Source organism: Lysobacter silvisoli, assembly GCF_003382365.1.
Lineage (GTDB): Bacteria > Pseudomonadota > Gammaproteobacteria > Xanthomonadales > Xanthomonadaceae > Lysobacter > Lysobacter silvisoli.
In genome coordinates this window covers 23,676-42,257 of the sequence record NZ_QTSU01000002.1, presented here as the reverse complement: position 1 = coordinate 42,257, position 18,582 = coordinate 23,676, and the positions used below count along the sequence as shown (strand labels likewise).

Genomic DNA, 18,582 nt, shown 5'->3' with positions numbered 1-18,582 from the left:
GGAGTTAGGAAATAGAGAAGCAGGAGCGCGCGGCGGGTAGGAGACACGGGGAAGCCCCTCTATTTCCTAACTTCTAACCGCCATCTTCTGCTCAATAGGCCTCGCCGCTCTCGCCATAGCGCCGCAGCACCTCGCGCGCGGCGTCGCGGTGCAGGTCGCGGCGCACGGCGATGCCGCGGCGTTCGAGTTCGCCGACCCAGTCCGCCGGCAGCGGTCCTTCGTCGAACTCGGTCAGCTCCATCACGTCCTGCGAGCGCGCACCGATCAGCAGAGTGTCGATGCCGGCCCAGAAGCTGGCGCCGTAACACATGCAGCACGGCTGCGAGGAGGTCGCCAAGGTCATGGCGCCGGTCTCGTTGAGGCGGTAGCGGCCGGTGGCGGCCTGCGCGGCCATGAAGGCCATCATTTCGGCGTGCGCGACCGAACAGGTCTGCGGCACCACCCGGTTCACGCCGACGCCGACCACGTGGCCGTCGGCGTCGAAGATCGCCGCGCCGAAGGGCCCGCCGCTGCCGGCGTCGATATTGCGCCGCGACAGCTCCACCGCCAGCGCCACCTTGTCCTCGTCGCTGGCGTAGACGCGCTGCAGGTCCACCGCTTCGGCGATCCAGTCGGGCAGCCGCAGTTCGATGCGGTCGGTCAGCGGCGCGCTCACATCGCCGCCTCTTGCTGGCTGGCGATGCCGCGGCACTGGCCCTGCACGCAGGCGCAGCCGGCGATCACCGGCGAGCCGCACATCGACATCTTGCCTTCCTTCGCGCACTGCGCCATCACCGCCGACGGGTCGGCGGGGCTGCCGCGGTTGACGCAGGCGTTGAACTGGCCGCAGCAGTTGCCGACGTTCTTGACCACGCAGTCGTCGTCGCTCTTGCAGCTCAGGTCCATGTCGATGGCCACCGGCTCCAGCGTAGGCGAGGCCTGGCCGGGCACCGGGAAGGCGGCCGCGGGCGCAGGCTCGGCCGGCGCCGCGGGTTGCGCGGCGGTGGCGGCTGCCGGCTCGGACGCGGCGGGCGCGTTGGCCGCCGGCTCGGTGGTGGCCGGCGAGCACGCCGCCAGCAGGCTCAGCAGCAACGGGGCCAGCAACAGGGCGGTGCGGCGCAGGGCGGGTCGCAGATTCATGGGATCAGGCCTTGGTTGCCCAGATGTCGCGCAGGGTCACGCTGCGGTTGAACACCGGGCGATCGCTGCGGTGGTCGTAACGGTCGGCGACGAAGTAGCCCACGCGCTCGAACTGGAACGAGGTCTCCGGCGCGGCCAGCGCGGCCGAGGGCTCGACATAGCCGGTCACGGTGCGGCGCGAGTCGGCGTTGAGATGGTCCTTGTAGGTCTTGCCGTCGCTGTCGTCGTCGGGCAGGGCCACGTCGAACAGGCGGTCGTACAGGCGGATTTCCGCCTCCACCGCGTGGCGCGCGCTGACCCAGTGGATGGTGCCCTTGATCTTGCGGTCGGCGCCGGCCATGCCGGGGCGCGATTCGGGGTCCAAAGTGCCGCGCAGTTCCACGATCTTGCCCGAGCCGTTCTTGATCACTTCGTCGCAGCGCAGGATGCCGGCGCCGCGCAGGCGCACTTCGCCGCCCGGGATCAGGCGCTTGTAGCCCTTGGGCGGCACTTCCTCGAAGTCCTCGCGCTCGATCCACAACTGGTTGGAGAACGGCACGCTGCGCGAGCCGAAGCTCTCGTCCTTGGGGTGGTTGGAGAAGCTCAGCGACTCCTCGTGCGCGTCGGCCAGGTTGGTGATGACCAGCTTGAGCGGGTCGATCACCGCCATGCGCCGCGCCGCGGCCGCGTCCAGGTCCTCGCGCAGGGCGCCTTCCAGCACCGAATAGTCGATCACCGAATTCTGCTTGCTCACGCCCAGGCGCTCGGCCCATAGCCGGATCGCGGCCGGGGTGTAGCCGCGGCGGCGGATGCCCTGCAGGGTCGGCATGCGCGGGTCGTCCCAGCCGTCGACCAGGTTCTCCTGCACCAGCAGCATGAGCTTGCGCTTGCTCATCACGGTGTAGTTGAGGTTGGCGCGCGAGAACTCGATCTGGCGCGGGATCGCGGCCTCGTTCGGGTAGCCCTTGGCCAGCAGCGGCGCCAGCAGCTCGGGCGAGTTCGGCAGGTCCACCTTGGCCACGCACCAGTCGTACAGCGGGCGGTGGTCCTCGAACTCCAGCGTGCACAGCGAATGGGTGATGCCTTCGCAGGAATCGCTGAGCGAATGGGCGAAGTCGTACATGGGGTAGATCGGCCAGGCGTCGCCGGTGTTCTGGTGCGGCACCTTCTTGATCCGGTACAGCGCCGGATCGCGCAGGTTGATGTTGCCCGAGGCCATGTCGATCCTGGCGCGCAGGGTGCGCGCGCCGTCGGCGAACTCGCCCGCGCGCATGCGCGCGAACAAGTCCAGGTTTTCCTCGACGCTGCGGTCGCGGTAGGGCGAGTTGCGGCCCGGCTCGTTGAGGCTGCCGCGGTAGGCGCGCACTTCCTCGGCGCTGAGGTCGCAGACGAAGGCGTCGCCCTGGCGGATCAGCTTCTGCGCGGCCAGGTAGAACACGTCGAAATAGTCCGAGGCGTGGCGCAGCTCGGCCCAGTCGAAGCCCAGCCAGCGCACGTCCTCCTGGATCGCCTCGACGTACTCGGGGTCTTCCTTGGCCGGGTTGGTGTCGTCGAAACGCAGGTTGCAGCGGCCGCCGAACTCGCGCGCCACGCCGAAGTCCAGGCAGATCGCCTTGGCATGGCCGATGTGCAGGTAGCCGTTGGGCTCGGGCGGGAAGCGCGTGCGGATGGCCGCGTGCTTGCCGCTGGCCACGTCGTCGCGGACGATTTGCCGGATGAAGTCGTTCTTCGCCGGCAAGGCGTCGGTGGCGGGATCGGTGGCGGGGGCGGACTCGACGGACATGCGGCGGCTACGGGCTGGGGAGAACGCCAAGTTTAGCCGCTGGCGCAAGTCCCTGCCCGGCGCGCGTGCGCATTCGGGCGAAACGGCCGGCGCGACGCCGCCCGCGCGGCCGCTGGCGTATGCTGGCCGCGGACTCCCAGGGCCCGCCGGGCCGAAGGATCGCGACGATGAAGGTCGTTTACGAAGCCGCCAACCTGATCGACGCCCACCTGGTGCGGCACGCGCTGGAAGCGGCGCAGATCCCGGTGTTCCTCAAGGGCGAGGCCCTGCTGGGCGGCATCGGCGAGCTGCCGGTGTTCGGCATGGTCCAGGTCTGCGTGCCCGAGGCGGCCTGGCCGCAGGCGCGCGCCACCGTCGAACAGCTGTCGCTGGGCGAGCCGCGCGCCGACGCGCTCGAGGACGACGACCCCGACGCGGTGGGCTGGCTGCCGGCCTGAGCCGGCGGCCGGCGTTTCCCTGTTTCACACACGGCCGCGCCGCCTGCGGCGCCGGTCTGCCGTTTCCCTTTCCGCAGGACCCGCATGAGCGCTTTCGAACCCCTGATCCGCGCCGTCGCCGACTTCCCCAAGCCCGGCGTGACCTTCCGCGACGTGACCCCGCTGCTGGCCGACGCCGGCGGCTTCGCCCGCTGCATCGATGCGCTGGCCGAGCCCTGGCAGGGCAGCGCGGTGCAGGCGGTGTGCGGGATCGAGTCGCGCGGCTTCATCTTCGGCGCGGCGCTGGCGCAGAAGCTGCACGCCGGCTTCGTGCCGCTGCGCAAGCCGGGCAAGCTGCCGCCGCCGCTGGTGTCGGTGGACTACGAGTTGGAATACGGCAGCGACCGCCTGCAGGCGCGCAGCGACGCGTTGCGGCCGGGCGAGCGCACGCTGATCGTGGACGACGTGCTGGCCACGGGCGGCACGCTGGAAGCGGCGCGGTCGCTGGTGGCGCAGCTGGGCGCGGAGCTGGTGGGCGCCTCGGTGCTGATCGAGTTGGAGGGCCTGGGCGGCCGCGCTCGCTGGCAGGGTGAGGCGCCGCTGCGTTCGTTGCTGCGCTACTGACCCGCTGGGGTAGGAGCTGCGTAAGCCGCGACGGCGTCCCACAGCTACGACGAACGCCGCGCCCACCCCTGTAGGAGCTGCGCAAGCTGCGACCGCGAATCCCCACCTACGACCAAGCCCCCGGTCGGCGTGGGGTCTGCTCTGACGCCTTGGGGTAGGAGCGGCGTGAGCCGCGATCCGCTCCGAACTCGCGAAGGTGTGTGGGTGTGCTGGTTGAAGCAACAACAACAGCTTCCGACCGCAAGCGGCCGGGTCACTTTCTTTTGATAAGCGTCAAAAGAAAGTAACCAAAGAAAAACGCTACACCAGAGCTCCCGTGCGAGAGCGGAGTTGGCGCGGGGATTTTTCGATGGCACATCCTGTGCCAGCGAAAAACGGCGCACCTCCTGTGCGCCGCCCTCCGGGTCTTCTATTGGAATGGCGAGTTCAGGGCCCGAGCGAGAATCAAGAGCATTCGCGCGTTGCGCTCACCCCCTCACCCTAGCCCTCTCCCGTAAACGGGAGAGAGGACAGATCCGACGTCGCCGCTTTTAGCCCCTCTCCCGCTTGCGGGGTGAGGGGCAGCGTTTGCGGGCCACTGGCTCGCGCTGCACCGAACGCCCGACCGCTTTGCGGGCGGGCCGGGGTGCGGGTTGGGGTGGGGGCACGCAAGCTGGCGGCCTCCCCTCCAAACACCCCAATCCACCTTGAAACCCGCCCCATCACCCGCATCTGATTCCCACGGAATCCCCGTGGCGGAGCAGGAGTCGCAGATGTTGGGTATCGGCGCCTACAAACAGCGTTTGCCGCAGCCGCAAGACGCGCTGCCCGGGCGCGCGCAGGCCATGTCCCTGCACGATGCGCACTACGTGCACGGACGGCCGCTGCGCGGCCGGCCGGAGGCGTTCGCGGGCCTGGCCCAGGTCCAGTTCGGCATGGGGTGCTTCTGGGGCGCGGAACGCAAGTTCTGGTCGTTGCCGGGGGTGTTCACCACCGCGGTGGGCTACTCCGGCGGCTACACGCCCAACCCCACCTATCGCGAAGTCTGCAGCGGCCAGACCGGCCACACCGAAGCGGTGCTGGTGGTCTACGACCCGGCCCAGCTCGCGTTCGACGATCTGCTCAAGGTGTTCTGGGAAAGCCACGATCCCACCCAGGGCATGCGCCAGGGCAACGACACCGGCACCCAGTACCGCTCGGCGATCTATTGCAGCGATGAGGATCAGTACCGCGCCGCGCTCGCCAGCCGCGACGCGTTCCAGGCGCGCCTGCGCGAAGCCGGTTACGGCGAGATCACCACCGAGATCGTGCACCCGGCGCCGATCTTCTACTACGCCGAGGACGACCACCAGCAGTACCTGGCCAAGAACCCGATGGGGTATTGCGGCCTGGGCGGCACCGGGGTGAGCTGCCCGATCGGCGTGGCGACTTGAGCGGGCTGCGGTAGCCAAAGCGTCCGGGCGCTTTGGCCGGGTTCGTCAAAATGGGTTCCGGCTTCCGCCGGAATGACGGTGTGGTGGCGACCGTGCCCAGCGCACCGTTCGCGCCCGCGTACGTACCGATTCCTGGCTACGTCGCGCGCTCAGCCGCGCGCTGCGTTGCGGCGCGCAGGTTTTGGCGGCGCGGGCGGCTGCAGCAGCGCCTGCGGCAGCTTGCGCAATTCGGCGGCCAGTTCGCTCAAAAACCCCGACATGGCCGAGCTGCGCCGCCACAGCATGCCGATGCGGCGGTGCGGCGCATTGCCTTGGAAGCGCAGCAGCTGAATGTCCGGCGAGGCCGGCACCGGCGGCTGCACCGACAGCACCGGCAGCAGGGTGATGCCGACGCCCGCGGCGACCATCTGCCGCAGCGTTTCCAGGCTGGTGGCGCGGAAACCGTCGCGCTCGTCGGCGCCGGCCAGGCGGCACACGTCCAGGGCCTGGTCGCGCAGGCAGTGGCCTTCTTCCAGCAACAGCAGGTGCTGATCGTCCAGGTCGTGCAGTTCCAGCGAATCGCGCATCGCCATCGGGTGCTGCTGCGGCACCGCGAGCAGGAAGGGCTCGTCGAACAGCGGCTCCACGTGCAGCTGGTCGTCGTGCACCGGCAGCGCGAGCAGGCCGGCGTCCAGGCGGCCGTCGCGCAGGCGCGCCAGGATCTGGTCGGTCTTCTCCTCCACCAGCAGCAGCTCCAAACGCGGGAAGCGCTTGCGCAGGCCCGGCACCACGTGCGGCAACAGGTAGGGGCCCAAGGTGGGGAACAGGCCCAGCCGCACCGTGCCGGCTTCCGGATCCTGGCTGCGGCGCGCGATCTCGCTCATCTGCTCGACATCGGCGATGACCTTGCGCGCGCGCTCGGCGATGTCGCGGCCCACCGGCGTGAGCATCACCCGGCGCGGCGCGCGCTCCACCAGCGACACGCCCAGTTCGTCTTCCAGCTTCTTGATCTGGGTCGACAGGGTGGGCTGGCTGACGAAACTGGCGGCCGCGGCGCGGCCGAAGTGCTTGTGATCGGCCAAAGCGACCAGATATTTGAGGTCACGTAGGTTCATGCGGCGCCGGGCAGGGGTTCAGAAGAATGATTCATTGAGGTAGGCTATTGCCATCATAGGAACAATTCATTTCAGTAATCAATTGCTGTCCTGCAACATAAGCGCCATAGGGTGACCCCAGCGCTCGCCCATCCTCTTATTTTCCCTTTCCCATCCATCAGTTAGGAGTCGAAAGCATGCTTTCCATCGGCGAAAAGTTCCCGAAATTCAAGGTCAAGGCCACCGTCGGCATCGAGAGCCTCGACAGCGCCTTCGCCGACATCGACAACGACACCTACAAGGGCAAGTGGCTGCTGGTGTTCTTCTATCCGAAGGATTTCACCTTCGTCTGCCCGACCGAGATCAAGGGCTTCGGCGACCTGAACCAGCAGTTCCTGGACCGCGACTGCCAGGTGCTGGCCGCCTCCACCGACAGCGAGTTCGTGCACCTGGCCTGGCGCAAGGACCACAAGGACCTGCGCGACCTGCCGTTCCCCATGCTGGCGGACATCAAGAAGGACCTGACCTCGGCCCTGGGCATCCTGACCGACGACGGCGTGGCCCAGCGCGCGACCTTCCTGGTCGACCCGGAAGGCATCATCCGCTTCGTCTACGTCACCGACGGTTCGGTCGGCCGCAACCCGCAGGAAGTCCTGCGCGTGCTCGACGCGCTGCAGACCGACGAACTGTGCCCGTGCAACTGGAACCAGGGCGAGAACACGCTGAAGGTCGCCTGATTCGTCAGTCGCTTTGCGCGCCGGCCGCGATTTCCGTGGATCGCGGCCCGGCGCCAGCCTTACGCCACTCACCGGTTTCACCTGCGTCGCCGGTTTCGGCCGGCGGCGCAGACCTTTAGGCAACACCCCCGCACGCGGGCCGGCCCACCCTCCGGCCCAACCCCCTCCCTCCCGTGCGGGATGCCCACAGCCGGGGCCCATGCCCCGGCTGTTTTTATTTGCGGCCACCCGCGCCGTTCCTTTCGGCCGCCAGGCCCGTCGTCCGCCAGCCGCAGGCGCAGCGCGCCGCATGCCAGCCCGCGACGTGAGCCCGCCGGCATTCGCATGAGCATCCAGGAGTTTCCGATGAGCCTCACCGATCTTCGCAACGCGCTGCCCGACTATGCCAAGGACCTCAAGCTCAACCTAGACAGCGTGCTCGGCGAATCCGGCGCGCAGGGCCTGGACGGCAAGCAGATCCGCGCCATCGCCCTGGCCTGCGCGATCGCCTCGCGCCACCCGCCGCTGACCGCCGCGGTGGAAGCCTTCGCCGCCGAGCAACTGTCGGCCGAGCAGATCGCCGGCGCCAAGGCCGCCGCCGCGATCATGGCGATGAACAACATCTACTACCGCGCCACCCACCTGATCCAGAACCAGGAATACGGCCAGATGCGCGCCGGCCTGCGCATGAACGTCATGGCCAATCCGGGCGTGGACAAGATGACCTTCGAACTGGCCTCGCTGGCGGTGTCGGCGATCAACGGCTGCGGCGCCTGCATGGACTCGCACGAGCGCGTGCTGCGCAAGCACGAGGTCAGCGCGGCGGCGGTGCAGAGCGCGCTGAAGATCGCCGCGGTGCTGCACGCCGTGGCGGTGACGCTGGAACAGGCGTGAGCGGCGCCTGAGGCGGTACGGCAACTCCGAATTGCAACAGATCGCCGGCTTTGACGCCGGCGATCGTCGTTGTTGCCGACACCGCGCTGCCGGGGGCGCCCCGACAGCGCGCAAGCAGCAAACTCAGCGCACTTCGAACTCGTAGACGCGCGTGGCCGGGTCGCCGTTCTGAGTCGGCGTGGTCACGTTGAGCCTGATGTAGCGTGCCGATGTCGCGGTGATCGCGTGGGTCGAGGTATTGCCGTTGTTCGCGGTCACCGACACCGGCGTGCTCCAGTTGCTGCCGTTGGTCGAGGTCTGGATGGTGAAGGATTTGCTGTTCCAGCTCGCCGATTCGCCGCCGGCACCCGCGTGCCTAACCGTGAAGCTGCTCACCGTCTGCGCCGAACCCAGGTCGACTTGCAGCCATGCTGGCGAGGACAGCGAACAGAACTTGTCGGTGGTGCCGCCGGACACGCTGCCGTTGACCGCCTTGGCGCCGGTTTCGCTGGCGTTGCAGGTCGCCGAGCTGGTGGTGGGCTTGTTAAGCGCGAGATTGGCGCTGCCCGAGCCCACCGATACGGTCGCGGTCTTGGTGCCGGTCGCGCCGCCGTTGTCGGTGACGGTCAGGCTGACGTTGTAGCTGCCGGCGGCGGCGTAGGTGCGCGTGGGATTGGTCGCGGTCGACGTGGTGCCGTCGCCGAAGTTCCAGCTGCGCGAGGCGATGCTGCCGTCGGTGTCGCTGGACGAATCGCTGAAGGTCGCCGTCATGCCGTTGACCGTGGCGCCGAAGTTGGCGGTAGGGGCCGCGTTGCCGCCGAGCGCGTTGTTGACCGCCGCTGCGTATTGCGCCGCGGTGCCCAGCGACGAACATAGCTGGATGTCGTCGTACAGCCACAGGAAGCCGCCAGTGATGCCGGCGCTGGTCTTCCAGCCGGCCATGCGACTTTGCACGGACGCAGGGCTGTCGCCGGCGCTGCAGCCGGTACCGTGCCGGGTCCACAGGCCCGGCATGACGGTCATGCCCATCGCCGTGTTCCAGTTCGCCGGATTGTTGCTGGCGCCGCCGTCGTAGACCTGCAGGTAGATGCGGTCGACCGAGGCGCCGAGATTGTCCTTCACCGCCCTCCAGAAACTTTGGTTGGTATAGGGAGCGAAAGTGATCTTGTAGCCCTGTCCGACCAGCATTTGGCCGAATGTCGTGGTGTCGGCGACGTTGTAGTAGCTCTCGTCGTCGAAGTTGACCGCGTCGGCGCCGGTAATGGTCTTGAGCGCTTGGAAATTGCGGTAAAGGATGCTGTTGCTGCCGGTGCCGCAGACGATGCTGGTGCCGCAGCCGGCGGCCGTGCCGTTCGCCAGCCTGGCCATGCGCTCGAAGTCGGGCACGCCCCAGGCACCGATCGACACTTCCACGCGCTTGACGGAAGTCGGCGCGGTCTTCAACGAGGCCAGGCGCGCTGGCCAGTTGCCGTCGCCGCCTACGTATGCGCCGTTCCTGACGATGGGAATGTCGTTGTAGACCAGGTCGCCGTTGTCCTCGATATGGATGCTCCACAGGAATACCGTGGTGAAGCCGGACGCTTTAAGGTCGTTGATGACGGCCTGGCCGCCGGAATAGAACGGGCCGCCGCCGAAAATAGCGGATTCGGCGCCGAATGCGGGTGCGGCGAGGGTGGCCAACGACAGCGCCACGGCGCTGAGATATCGCCGGCGGCGACCAGGGGCGGTGCGGTTGGGAGTCGGCTCGAACATGGTGCGGTTCTCCTGGAGGTACGCATCTGCGAGGCGGAGGGATGGGGCGTGCTTGATCGCGTCCATCTGTTGCCGTCGTGGCAACGGCGCCGACACTGCGGGCGGGGATTTTGTGCTGTCAACGAATTTAGATCGATTTATATTCGGTCAAAACGTGCGATCGGACCCGGCCAGCAGTTTTTCCCATGCGATCAATGCGCTATGCGCGCCGTCGTGGAGAGCCAGGGTTGCGGGCGATTGAGACTTGTAGCGTCGCGGCCGCTGCGGCGCAGCACGACGCTGCGCGGAACGCGCCGCGGGCCGCTTCGCATGCGTCGATGGGTCGGTGCGTCATAGTTGTGTATATGTGCTGCACTAACTGTGCAGGGTGGTGCGGGGCATCTCGGCCGACGCGGCGGGATGCTGCTCACCGCCGTGGCGGGGCCGCGTCGGGCGTCCCATGTCTAGCCGAACGGCGGTTCGATCGGCCGCAACGAATGCATTCGAGCGTGGCGGCGTGCGCGGACAGCCCGCGCTCGCGTAGCATGTGCGGCTGATTCGCCGGGCGCGGAGCGCGCTGGCGGAACCGCGCGGAAAGGACACCGACCATGAACCGCATCGACCTGCTGCTGCGCGAGGCCCGAGGCCGACTGGCCGACGGCGCCGAGGCCGAGCTGATGCTGGCCTACGTGCTGGGCCAGCCGCGCTCGTGGCTGTTCGCGTACTCCGATGCGGCCGTGGCCGACGAACTGGCGCAGCGTTACCGCGCCCTGGTCGCGCGCCGCGCCGACGGAGAACCCGTCGCCTATCTGCTCGGCCAGCGCGGTTTCTGGAGTTTCGACCTGCGGGTCACGCCCGCGACCCTGATTCCGCGCGCCGAAACCGAATTGCTGGTGGAACTGGCCTTGGCGCGCGTGCCCGCGGGGCGCGCCGCGCGCATTGCCGACCTGGGCACCGGCAGCGGCGCCATCGCGCTGGCGCTGGCGCGCGAACGCCCGGCCGCGCAGGTGCTGGCCACCGACGTCAGCGCCGCCGCCCTGGCGGTGGCGCAGGACAACGCGCGCGCGCTGGCGCTGGCCAACGTGGCCTTCCGCGAAGGCGATTGGTACGCGCCGCTGCAAGGCGAGCGTTACGAACTCATCGCCAGCAACCCGCCGTATATCGCCGAAGACGATGCGCACCTGGAACAGGGCGACCTGCGACACGAGCCGCGCGGCGCGCTGGCGTCGGGTGCCGACGGCCTGGACGCGATCCGGGTGTTGGCTGCCGGAGCGTCGGCTCACCTGCAACGCGGCGGCTGGCTGCTGATCGAACACGGCTGGAATCAGGGCGACGCCGTGCGCGGCCTGCTCCGCGACGCCGGCCTGGTGGAAGTGGCGACCGAGCGCGACCTGGAAGGCCGCGACCGCGTGACCCTGGGCCGCGCGCCGGCCGGATAGCGCGGTCCGCGATTTCGCTCGCGCGCGTCGCCTTTTAGACTAGGCGTCCCATTCCCCGCTGGGCCACGCTGGGCCACGAGATTCCGCGATGCGCACGCTCTATCCCGAGATCGAACCCTACGACACCGGCACCCTGCAGGTGGACGACCGCCACACGCTCTACTACGAGCAGTGCGGCAACCCCGACGGCAAGCCGGTGGTGCTGCTGCACGGCGGCCCCGGCGCCGGCTGCAGCCCGAAGATGCGCCGCTTCCACGACCCGGCCCAGTACCGCATCGTGCTGTTCGACCAGCGCGGCAGCGGCCGCTCCACGCCGCACGCCGACCTCACCGATAACGGCACCTGGGAGCTGGTGGCCGACATCGAGCGCCTGCGCGAGCGCCTGGGCATCGCGCGCTGGCAGGTGTTCGGCGGCTCCTGGGGCTCGACCCTGGCGCTGGCCTACGCCGAAACCCATCCGCAGCGCGTCACCGAGCTGGTGCTGCGCGGCATCTTCATGCTGCGGCGCTGGGAGCTGGAATGGTTCTACCAGGAAGGCGCCTCGCGCCTGTTCCCCGATGCCTGGCAGCACTACCTCCATGCGATTCCGGCGGTGGAACGCCACGACCTGATCAGCGCCTATCACCGCCGCCTGACCAGCGACGACGAGGCCGTGCGCCTGGCCGCCGCGCGCGCCTGGAGCGTGTGGGAGGGCGCGACCAGCTTCCTGCACGTGGACGAGGACTTCGTCAGCGGCCATGAGGACGCGCGCTTCGCCCTGGCGTTCGCCCGCATCGAAAACCACTACTTCGTCAACGGCGGCTTCTTCGAAGTCGAAGACCAGTTGCTGCGCGACGCCCACCGCCTGGCCGGCATCCCCGGCACCATCGTCCACGGCCGCTACGACGTGGTCTGCCCGGTGCAGAACGCCTGGGATCTCAAGCAGGCCTGGCCCGGCGCCGAACTGAGCATCACCCCGGCCTCCGGCCATTCGGCCTTCGAGGCCGAGAACGTCGACGCCCTGGTGCGCGCGACCGACCGCTACGCGGCGGGCTGAGCGCTGGCGGCCGCCCAGGCCGCACATCGAGAGACGACCGGCACGGCCTGCGGAGCGATCCGCCGGCCGTGCGCGTTAAGGGGCGGCGTGCACGACGACATGGCGGTAGCCGTCGGAATAGGTCGATAGCACATGCGATTCCCGCTTCGGACATATGGAGCGGTGCTCGATGACTGCGCCTGCTCCAGGTGCTCAACGCGAGCTGAAAGCTGCTGTCTGATGCGAGGCGTCAATCTTGCGAGCGGCCTTGGGGGGCGCCGGCTCAGCCCGCGTCCGACCCATCCGGATTGCGCTCGATCATCCACAACCCGGCCCAGAGCTTGAGGTCCAGCTCGTAGCCTTCGGCGTGCTTGCGCATCAGCCAGGCGGGGGCGTCGGCGCGCGCGACTTCGTGCACCACGATGTCCTCGCCGTCCACGCCGCCGCCGTCGCCGACCTTGCGCAGGCGGCTGGCGCGGACGAAGGCGATGCGCTCGCTGCTCATGCCCGAGGACGTGGGGCCGGTCAGCAGCACTTCGACGCGCTCGGCCTGCCAGCCGGTTTCCTCGATCAGCTCGCGGCGCGCGGCGCTTTCCAGGGTGTCGGTGTCGTGGTCGTCGCCGACCAGGCCGGCCGGCATTTCGATGGTGCGGGCGTTGAGCGGCACGCGGTACTGCTCGACGAACAGCACCTTATCCTCGGGCGTGACGGCGACGATGATCACCGCCATGCCGTTGCCGTGGGTGCGCTCGGCGTATTCCCAGCGGCCGCGGCGCATCATGCGCAGCCACTGGCCGTCGTACAGCGTTTCGACCGGATCGTTCATCGTGTCCCCGCGTAGCCTGTGTGCCGATGCTACGACGGAAGCTGTGACGTGGCGAAGTCCAGGCCCGCGGCCTCGTGCAGGCGGCGCCGGGTCATCGGACCGAAACGCAGCGATTCGCACAGCGCCGACAGTTCCGGCGCCAGGCCGGCGCCGCGCGCGAACGGCGACGCGCCCGGTCCCAGCGGCGCGTCCAGGGCGATGGTGGTGAGCCGGCGGTAGAGCAGGGCGAGCTCGCGATGCTCGCGCAGCTTGGCGGCGGCGCTGGCGGCGCCGCGCAGGCGCAGGTAGGGCACTTCCTCCACCCGCGCCAGCAGCGCGTCCAGGCTGCCGAAGTGGCCCAGCAGCGCGGCGGCGGTCTTGGCGCCGATGCCGGGCACGCCGGGGATGTTGTCGACCGCGTCGCCGGTCAGGGCCAGATAGTCGGCGATCTGCCTGGCCTGCACGCCGTGGCGCTCGGGCACGCCGGCCGCGTTCCAGCGCAGGCCGCGCGCGTAGTCCCACTGCTGGTCGGCCTCTTCCAGCAGCTGCGACAGGTCCTTGTCGGCCGAGACGATCACGCCGCGGTAGCCGTGGCCGCGCATCGCGTGCAGCGCGCTGCCGATCAGGTCGTCGGCCTCGTATTCGGTGTGCGCCAGCACTGCCAGGCCGAGTGCCCGGCACAGCGACTTGCAGTGCGCGAACTGGCGTTTGAGCTGCTCCGGGGCCGGGTCGCGGTTGGCCTTGTAGGCCGGGTAGAGCGCGTTGCGGAAACAGGAATCCAGGGCTTCGTCGAAGGCGATGGCGATGTGGCGCGGCCGCTCGCGTTCGATCAGTTCGACCAGGAAGCGGGCGAAACCGTGCACCGCATTGGTCGGCCAGCCCTCGGCGTCCTGGAACTCGTCGGGCATGGAATGCCAGGCCCGGAACACGTACAGGCTGGCATCGACCAGGTACAGCGGCGTGTGCGCGGCGCTCACGCCGCCGGCGTCCAGGCGCTGAGCAGGGCCTCGGGATCGGGGCGGTCGCGTTCCGGCGGGTCCAGCTTGGGCGTACCGATATGGATGAAGCCGGCCACGTGCTCGTGCTCGCCCAGGCCCAGCCAGGACGCGACCTGGCGGTCGTAGGCCGGCCAGCCGGTCAGCCAGCAGCCGCCGTAGCCCAGCGCCTGCGCGGCCTGGAGCAGGGCGAAGCAGACGCAGCCGGCGGTCAGCAGGCGCTCCTGCTCGGGGATCTTCTCGTCCGGGCCGAGTTGAGCCACCACCACCACCACCAGCGGGGCGTAGGCGAAACGGCCCAGGTCCTTGTCGCGCGCGGCTTCGCCGGCGTTGGGGTCCAGCGCTTGGCCGCGCTCGGCGACCCGGCGGCCCAGGGCGTGGCGGGCCTCGCCTTCGATGCTGAGGAAGCGGAACGGCACCCGCTTGCCGTGGTCGGGCACGCGCACCGCCGAGCGCAGCATGCGCCGCAGCTGGGCCGGGTCCGGGCCGGGTTCGGTGAGCTGCTTGGCGGGCACGGAACGGCGAGCGTCCAAAGCCGCTAACGCTTTTTCGGAATCTAGGCGGAGGTCAGGGTCGATTCGGGACATCAGTCACAAAAGCTCAGTTTTGGTGTGCATTCGCTGTCGTATCTTGCCACTATGCTGACGCGAACTGCCTAAAAACGGCACGTTCAGTCCACACAGCAAACGCTTACACGGCAACAGGGGAAATCGCAGTGTCCGGCCACCTGCACGGCGTCGCCAGCGCTACGCGTACCGATCCCTTGCGCATGCTTGAGGAAATCAAGCGGCTGGCGCTGGAAGTGCTGGGCGGCTTGCCCGGCACCCTGTACGGGCCGATCGAGGACGCCATGAAGGTGGACTCGCTCAAGGGCGACGGGCGCCACCACCAGTACGAGGACCAGGCCGCATTGTGGGTCCTGCGGCAGCATCAGGCCAGCCATGTGATGGCCTACCGGCAGCAGATCGCCAAGGGCTTCGACGAGTTCCGCGCCCTGCGCATCCGCAGCGGCGGCGATGTGCCGATGCGGCTGGTGGACGAGAACCAACTGGAATTCGACCTGGCCGGCGAGCGCCTGACCGAGTCCCTGTGCGGCCGCTACGCGCGCCCGCTGGACATGGTGCAAAGCCGTCTGGCCGCGGTCTCCGAGGCCATGAACCTGCCCGCCGGCGCCAATCCGATCGGCCCGCAGCGGCTGGTCACGGCCTTCGTCGAAACCTTCGTCGAAGCGCAACTGCCCGAGGCGCTGCGCGCCCGGCTGTTCCGCCAGTACGAACACGAACTGGCGCGTCTGCTCGGCGACCTGTACGGCCGCGTCAACACCCTGCTGGCCAGCAACGGCTACGGGGTGGCGGCGGGTGCCGGCCTGGGCGCGCCGGTCAAGCCGCCGCGCGAGCGCGAAGCCATGCGTCCGTCCGGTTTCGGCGACGTGCCCCACGAACCCTACGGCGCGGGCTTTGGGGGGCCTGCGCCGGGCGCCGCTTACGGCGCTTACGGCGGCGCGCCCGGTTCTGCGCCGCCCGGCGGATACGCCGGCCAACACGAACCCCCACGCCCGCCGATGTCGCAAGCCGACATCGCGGCCATGGCCAGCGAGCTCGCCGATTTGCGCAGCCAATTGCATGCCTGGCGCGAAGGACTGTCCCGGTCCGGCGCCGTTCCCCCGACGTATGCCCCACAGCGCTCGATGGCGCCCCGCCGCGAACTGCGCGTCGACGAAGTCGTCAGCGTGGCGTCCATGCTGCAGCCCGAACCGCCGGACGCGTTCGCGCGCGCCCTGGCCGTGTCCGGCCGCCTGGGCGAGAGCATCCGCGACCACCTGCACGACGGCGCGCGCCGGATCGGCCTGAATCCCGATCAGACCTGCTTCAGCGCCGAAGAGGACGACGCGATCGACCTGGTCGCGCTGCTGTTCGACTCGCTGTTCCGCAACCACGCGTTGCAGGACCGCGCGCGTCGTTTGTATGCGCGCCTGGTGCTGCCTTACGTCAAGGTCGCGCTCACCGACAACGAAGTCTTCGTCAAGCGCGAGCACCCCGCGCGGCGCCTGCTCGACGCGATCACCGAGGCCTGCGAAGGCAACGACGGCGAGACCCCGCAGGACCGCGAACTGCTGGATCGCGCCACCGAGATCTCGCAGCGCATCGTCGCCGAGTACAACGAAGACGTGGCCGTGTTCGAGATGGCGCATGCCGAGCTCGACGCCCTGCTGGCGCAGCAGCGCCGCCGGGTCGAGCTGCAGGAGCAGCGCGCGGCCAAGTCCACCTACGGCCGCGAGCGCCTGGGCGCCGCGCGCAACCAGGCCGACAGCGCCCTGCGCGAACGCCTGGCCGAGCCGCCGCTGACCCAGGCCGTGGCCGACTTCCTGGCCATGCCCTGGCGCCATCACCTGGTCCAGGTGCTGCTGCGCGAAGGCGGCGAAGCCAAGCGCGACGAAGCCTTGTCGCTGGGCGATGCGCTGATCGAAGCCGATCGCCTGGCCGCCGAACAGCGCGGCCGTGAACTGGCCGACCGCCTGATCGAACTGCAACCGCTGATCGTGCAGTGCCTGGCCAGTTCCGGCCTGGACGACAGCGCCGCCCAGCACGGCATGGCCGGCCTGGTGCGCGCGCTGGCCACGCCGGATTCGGCGCGGCGCACGCGCCCGGCCTCGCCGCTGCCCGCGGCCGAGGACGAAGCGGTGGAGGAATCGCGCCGCTACCTGCCGCCGGGCAAGGATCCGGCCCAGCACGATCCGGTGCTGGCCGAGCGCATGCGCAGCCTGGACCCGGGCGACTGGCTGCGCCTGACCGACCTGCAGGGCGAGCAGATCGCCGCCAAGGTCGCCTGGGTCAGCCCGCTGACCACGCGTTTTTTGCTGGTCAACCGCCGCGGCCTGCGCGTGCTGGCCGCCTCGGCCGAGGAACTGGCGATCCTGGCCGCCGAAGGCCGGCTTACCATCGGCGCCGAGCGCAACGCCTTCGACGAAGCCATGCGCCAAGTGCGCCGGCATTTGGATCGCGCAGCGGGCCATCGCTGACGCGTCTCGCGGCGGGCCCATGCGCCCGCCGCTCTTGCCTGTTCGCTACCGCTCGTTCCCGGCCAGGATTCGGCTAGGATGCGACGAGTCACCCATCACCGGGCACGGAGCGAAGCATGGCGGGCATCACCATCGGCGTAGCGAGCGAAACCGCAGCGGGCGAACGGCGCGTGGCGCTGACGCCGGAGACCTGCAAGAAGCTGATCGCGCGCGGCGCGAAGGTGCGCGTGCAGCGCGGCGCCGGCCGCGGCGCCAGCTTCACCGATCAGGCCTATGTGGACGCCGGTGCCGAGCTCGCCGACGACGCGGCCGCGACGCTGGGCGATGCGGACCTGGTGCTGTGCGTGCAACCGCCGGAACCGGCCGCGCTGAGCCGCTTGCGCGAAGGCGCGACCCTGGTCGGCCTGCTCGCGCCGCAAGCCGACGCCGCGCGCGGCGAGGCCATCGTCGCCCGCGGCCTGCAGGCGTTTCCGCTGGAGCGCCTGCCGCGCACCACCCGCGCCCAGGCCATGGACGTGCTCAGCTCGCAGGCCGGCATGGCCGGCTACAAGGCGGTGCTGATCGCAGCGACCCTGGCGCCGCGCTTCTTCCCCATGCTCACCACCGCCGCCGGCACCATCCGCCCGTCCAAGGTGCTGGTGATCGGCGCCGGCGTGGCCGGCTTGCAGGCCATCGCCACCGCCAAGCGCCTGGGCGCGCAGGTCGAAGGCTTCGACGTGCGCCCGGAGACGCGCGAGCAGATCGAATCGCTGGGCGGCAAGTTCCTGGACCTGGGCGTGAGCGCCGCGGGCGAGGGCGGTTACGCGCGCCAGCTCACCGACGAGGAGCGTGCCGAGCAGCAGCGCCGCCTGGGCGAACACCTCAAGAACGTGGACGTGATCGTCTGCACCGCCGCGGTGCCCGGGCGCCCCGCGCCGAAGATCGTCAGCGCGGCCATGGTCGGCGGCATGAAGCCCGGCAGCGTGATCGTCGATCTGGCGGCTGAAACCGGCGGCAACTGCGAGCGCACCCAGCCGGGCGAGACCGTCGACGCCGACGGCGTGACCGTGGCCGGTCCGCTCAACCTGGCCAGCAGCGGCGCGGTGCACGCCAGCGAGATGTACGCGCGCAACGTGCTCAACTTCGTCAGCCTGTTCGTCGACGGCGGCGAGCTCAAGTTCGACTGGAACGACGAACTGCTGGCCAAGACGGTGTGGCCGGAGCGCGCGGCGGCCTGAACCCGGGCCGCACGTTCACCCCTTCCACGCACGCGCTTAACCGGTCGCTGCGCATCCTGCCGCTCTACGGGCGGCGGAGCGCGCTATGGACGACGATCTGGAAGCGATGACCGCGCAGGCCTTGCGCGAGGAAGTGCGGCGCCTGCGCGCCGGCATACGCGCACATCGCGACAGCAGCCTGCACGAATTGTGCTGGCACCATCCGCAGCTGTGGGACTTGTTGCCCGAGCGCACCGCGCCGGACATAGCCGTGCCCGAGTGGCCGGCGTTCCTGCGCGGCTGCGTGCGTTATCGGCAGTCGCTGGACCGGCAGCGGCCGGATGCGCCGCGGGTGGATGTGGAGGCGGAGTAGGGCTTGGCGTGGGC

18 protein-coding genes are annotated in these 18,582 nt (G+C 69.6%); 10 read left to right on the top strand and 8 right to left on the bottom strand.

The annotated features are described in order from the left end of the window. Window positions 1-91: 91 nt before the first annotated feature. Genes DX914_RS11450 through DX914_RS11440 form a run of 3 tightly spaced genes read right to left on the bottom strand, consistent with a single transcriptional unit; the run spans window position 92 to window position 2,881 of the window. Window positions 92-655, bottom strand: a complete 564-nt coding sequence (locus tag DX914_RS11450) for a deaminase (RefSeq protein ID WP_231118250.1) — start codon at window positions 653-655, stop codon at window positions 92-94. Next, window positions 652-1,119, bottom strand: coding sequence for a hypothetical protein (locus DX914_RS11445; protein ID WP_115859265.1), 468 nt, complete (start codon window positions 1,117-1,119; stop codon window positions 652-654). The genes DX914_RS11450 and DX914_RS11445 overlap by 4 nt, the downstream gene beginning before the upstream one ends. Before the next feature lie 4 nt (window positions 1,120-1,123). Continuing rightward, a complete protein-coding gene (locus tag DX914_RS11440) occupies window positions 1,124-2,881 on the bottom strand; it encodes a glutamine--tRNA ligase/YqeY domain fusion protein (protein WP_115859264.1) in 1,758 nt (585 codons plus the stop codon). 167 nt (window positions 2,882-3,048) lie between these two features. On the opposite strand from DX914_RS11440, the gene DX914_RS11435 reads away from it, so the two are divergent. The 3 genes from DX914_RS11435 to msrA all read left to right on the top strand — a co-directional run bounded on the left by DX914_RS11435 (window position 3,049) and on the right by msrA (window position 5,333). Continuing rightward, window positions 3,049-3,318 carry a putative signal transducing protein gene (locus DX914_RS11435; protein ID WP_115859263.1) on the top strand — a complete coding sequence of 90 codons (270 nt, stop codon included), beginning with the start codon at window positions 3,049-3,051 and terminating at the stop codon, window positions 3,316-3,318. A gap of 84 nt (window positions 3,319-3,402) precedes the next feature. Continuing rightward, entirely contained in the window at window positions 3,403-3,921 is a 519-nt protein-coding gene (locus DX914_RS11430; RefSeq protein ID WP_115859262.1) for an adenine phosphoribosyltransferase, read from the top strand. 752 nt (window positions 3,922-4,673) lie between these two features. After that, entirely contained in the window at window positions 4,674-5,333 is a 660-nt protein-coding gene (gene msrA, locus DX914_RS11425; protein ID WP_115860130.1) for a peptide-methionine (S)-S-oxide reductase MsrA, read from the top strand. A 149-nt stretch (window positions 5,334-5,482) separates the two neighbouring features. On the opposite strand, the gene DX914_RS11420 is transcribed toward msrA, so the two are convergent. Next, window positions 5,483-6,427 (bottom strand): LysR substrate-binding domain-containing protein, encoded by a 945-nt coding sequence (locus DX914_RS11420; RefSeq protein ID WP_115859261.1) that lies wholly within the window; start codon window positions 6,425-6,427, stop codon window positions 5,483-5,485. Window positions 6,428-6,603: 176 nt separating this feature from the next. Here DX914_RS11420 and DX914_RS11415 point away from each other — a divergent pair, with 176 nt between their 5' ends. Both DX914_RS11415 and ahpD read left to right on the top strand, forming a co-directional pair. Further along, window positions 6,604-7,143 (top strand): peroxiredoxin, encoded by a 540-nt coding sequence (locus tag DX914_RS11415; RefSeq protein WP_115859260.1) that lies wholly within the window; start codon window positions 6,604-6,606, stop codon window positions 7,141-7,143. Between the two features lie 345 nt (window positions 7,144-7,488). Further along, a complete protein-coding gene (gene ahpD / locus DX914_RS11410; protein ID WP_115860128.1) occupies window positions 7,489-8,016 on the top strand; it encodes an alkylhydroperoxidase, AhpD family in 528 nt (175 codons plus the stop codon). A 123-nt stretch (window positions 8,017-8,139) separates the two neighbouring features. On the opposite strand, the gene DX914_RS11405 is transcribed toward ahpD, so the two are convergent. Continuing rightward, complete coding sequence (locus tag DX914_RS11405; RefSeq protein WP_231118249.1) at window positions 8,140-9,747, bottom strand: PKD domain-containing protein; 1,608 nt, start codon at window positions 9,745-9,747, stop codon at window positions 8,140-8,142. 587 nt (window positions 9,748-10,334) lie between these two features. Here DX914_RS11405 and prmC point away from each other — a divergent pair. Together prmC and pip are read left to right on the top strand one after the other, a co-directional pair. After that, window positions 10,335-11,165: a peptide chain release factor N(5)-glutamine methyltransferase gene (gene prmC / locus DX914_RS11400; protein ID WP_115859258.1), complete on the top strand. Its 831-nt coding sequence runs from the start codon at window positions 10,335-10,337 to the stop codon at window positions 11,163-11,165. A gap of 88 nt (window positions 11,166-11,253) precedes the next feature. After that, window positions 11,254-12,201, top strand: a complete 948-nt coding sequence (gene pip, locus DX914_RS11395; protein WP_115859257.1) for a prolyl aminopeptidase — start codon at window positions 11,254-11,256, stop codon at window positions 12,199-12,201. 262 nt (window positions 12,202-12,463) lie between these two features. Here the strand turns inward: pip and DX914_RS11390 are convergent, their stop codons facing one another. Genes DX914_RS11390 through DX914_RS11380 form a run of 3 tightly spaced genes read right to left on the bottom strand, consistent with a single transcriptional unit; the run spans window position 12,464 to window position 14,567 of the window. Beyond that, window positions 12,464-13,006: an NUDIX hydrolase gene (locus DX914_RS11390; protein WP_115859256.1), complete on the bottom strand. Its 543-nt coding sequence runs from the start codon at window positions 13,004-13,006 to the stop codon at window positions 12,464-12,466. Between the two features lie 29 nt (window positions 13,007-13,035). After that, window positions 13,036-13,962, bottom strand: a complete 927-nt coding sequence (locus tag DX914_RS11385; protein ID WP_115859255.1) for a 5'-3' exonuclease — start codon at window positions 13,960-13,962, stop codon at window positions 13,036-13,038. Continuing rightward, window positions 13,959-14,567 (bottom strand): nitroreductase family protein, encoded by a 609-nt coding sequence (locus DX914_RS11380; protein ID WP_115859254.1) that lies wholly within the window; start codon window positions 14,565-14,567, stop codon window positions 13,959-13,961. Before DX914_RS11380 ends, DX914_RS11385 begins: the two co-directional genes overlap by 4 nt. A 128-nt stretch (window positions 14,568-14,695) precedes the next feature. Here DX914_RS11380 and DX914_RS11375 point away from each other — a divergent pair, with 128 nt between their 5' ends. From DX914_RS11375 to DX914_RS11365, 3 genes are all read left to right on the top strand, one after another. Continuing rightward, entirely contained in the window at window positions 14,696-16,999 is a 2,304-nt protein-coding gene (locus tag DX914_RS11375; RefSeq protein ID WP_115859253.1) for a DUF1631 family protein, read from the top strand. Window positions 17,000-17,115: 116 nt separating this feature from the next. Then, entirely contained in the window at window positions 17,116-18,216 is a 1,101-nt protein-coding gene (locus tag DX914_RS11370; protein WP_115859252.1) for an NAD(P) transhydrogenase subunit alpha, read from the top strand. Window positions 18,217-18,301: 85 nt separating this feature from the next. Beyond that, on the top strand, window positions 18,302-18,568 hold the full coding sequence (locus tag DX914_RS11365; RefSeq protein WP_115859251.1) for a hypothetical protein: 267 nt from the start codon (window positions 18,302-18,304) through the stop codon (window positions 18,566-18,568). Window positions 18,569-18,582 lie beyond the last annotated feature (14 nt).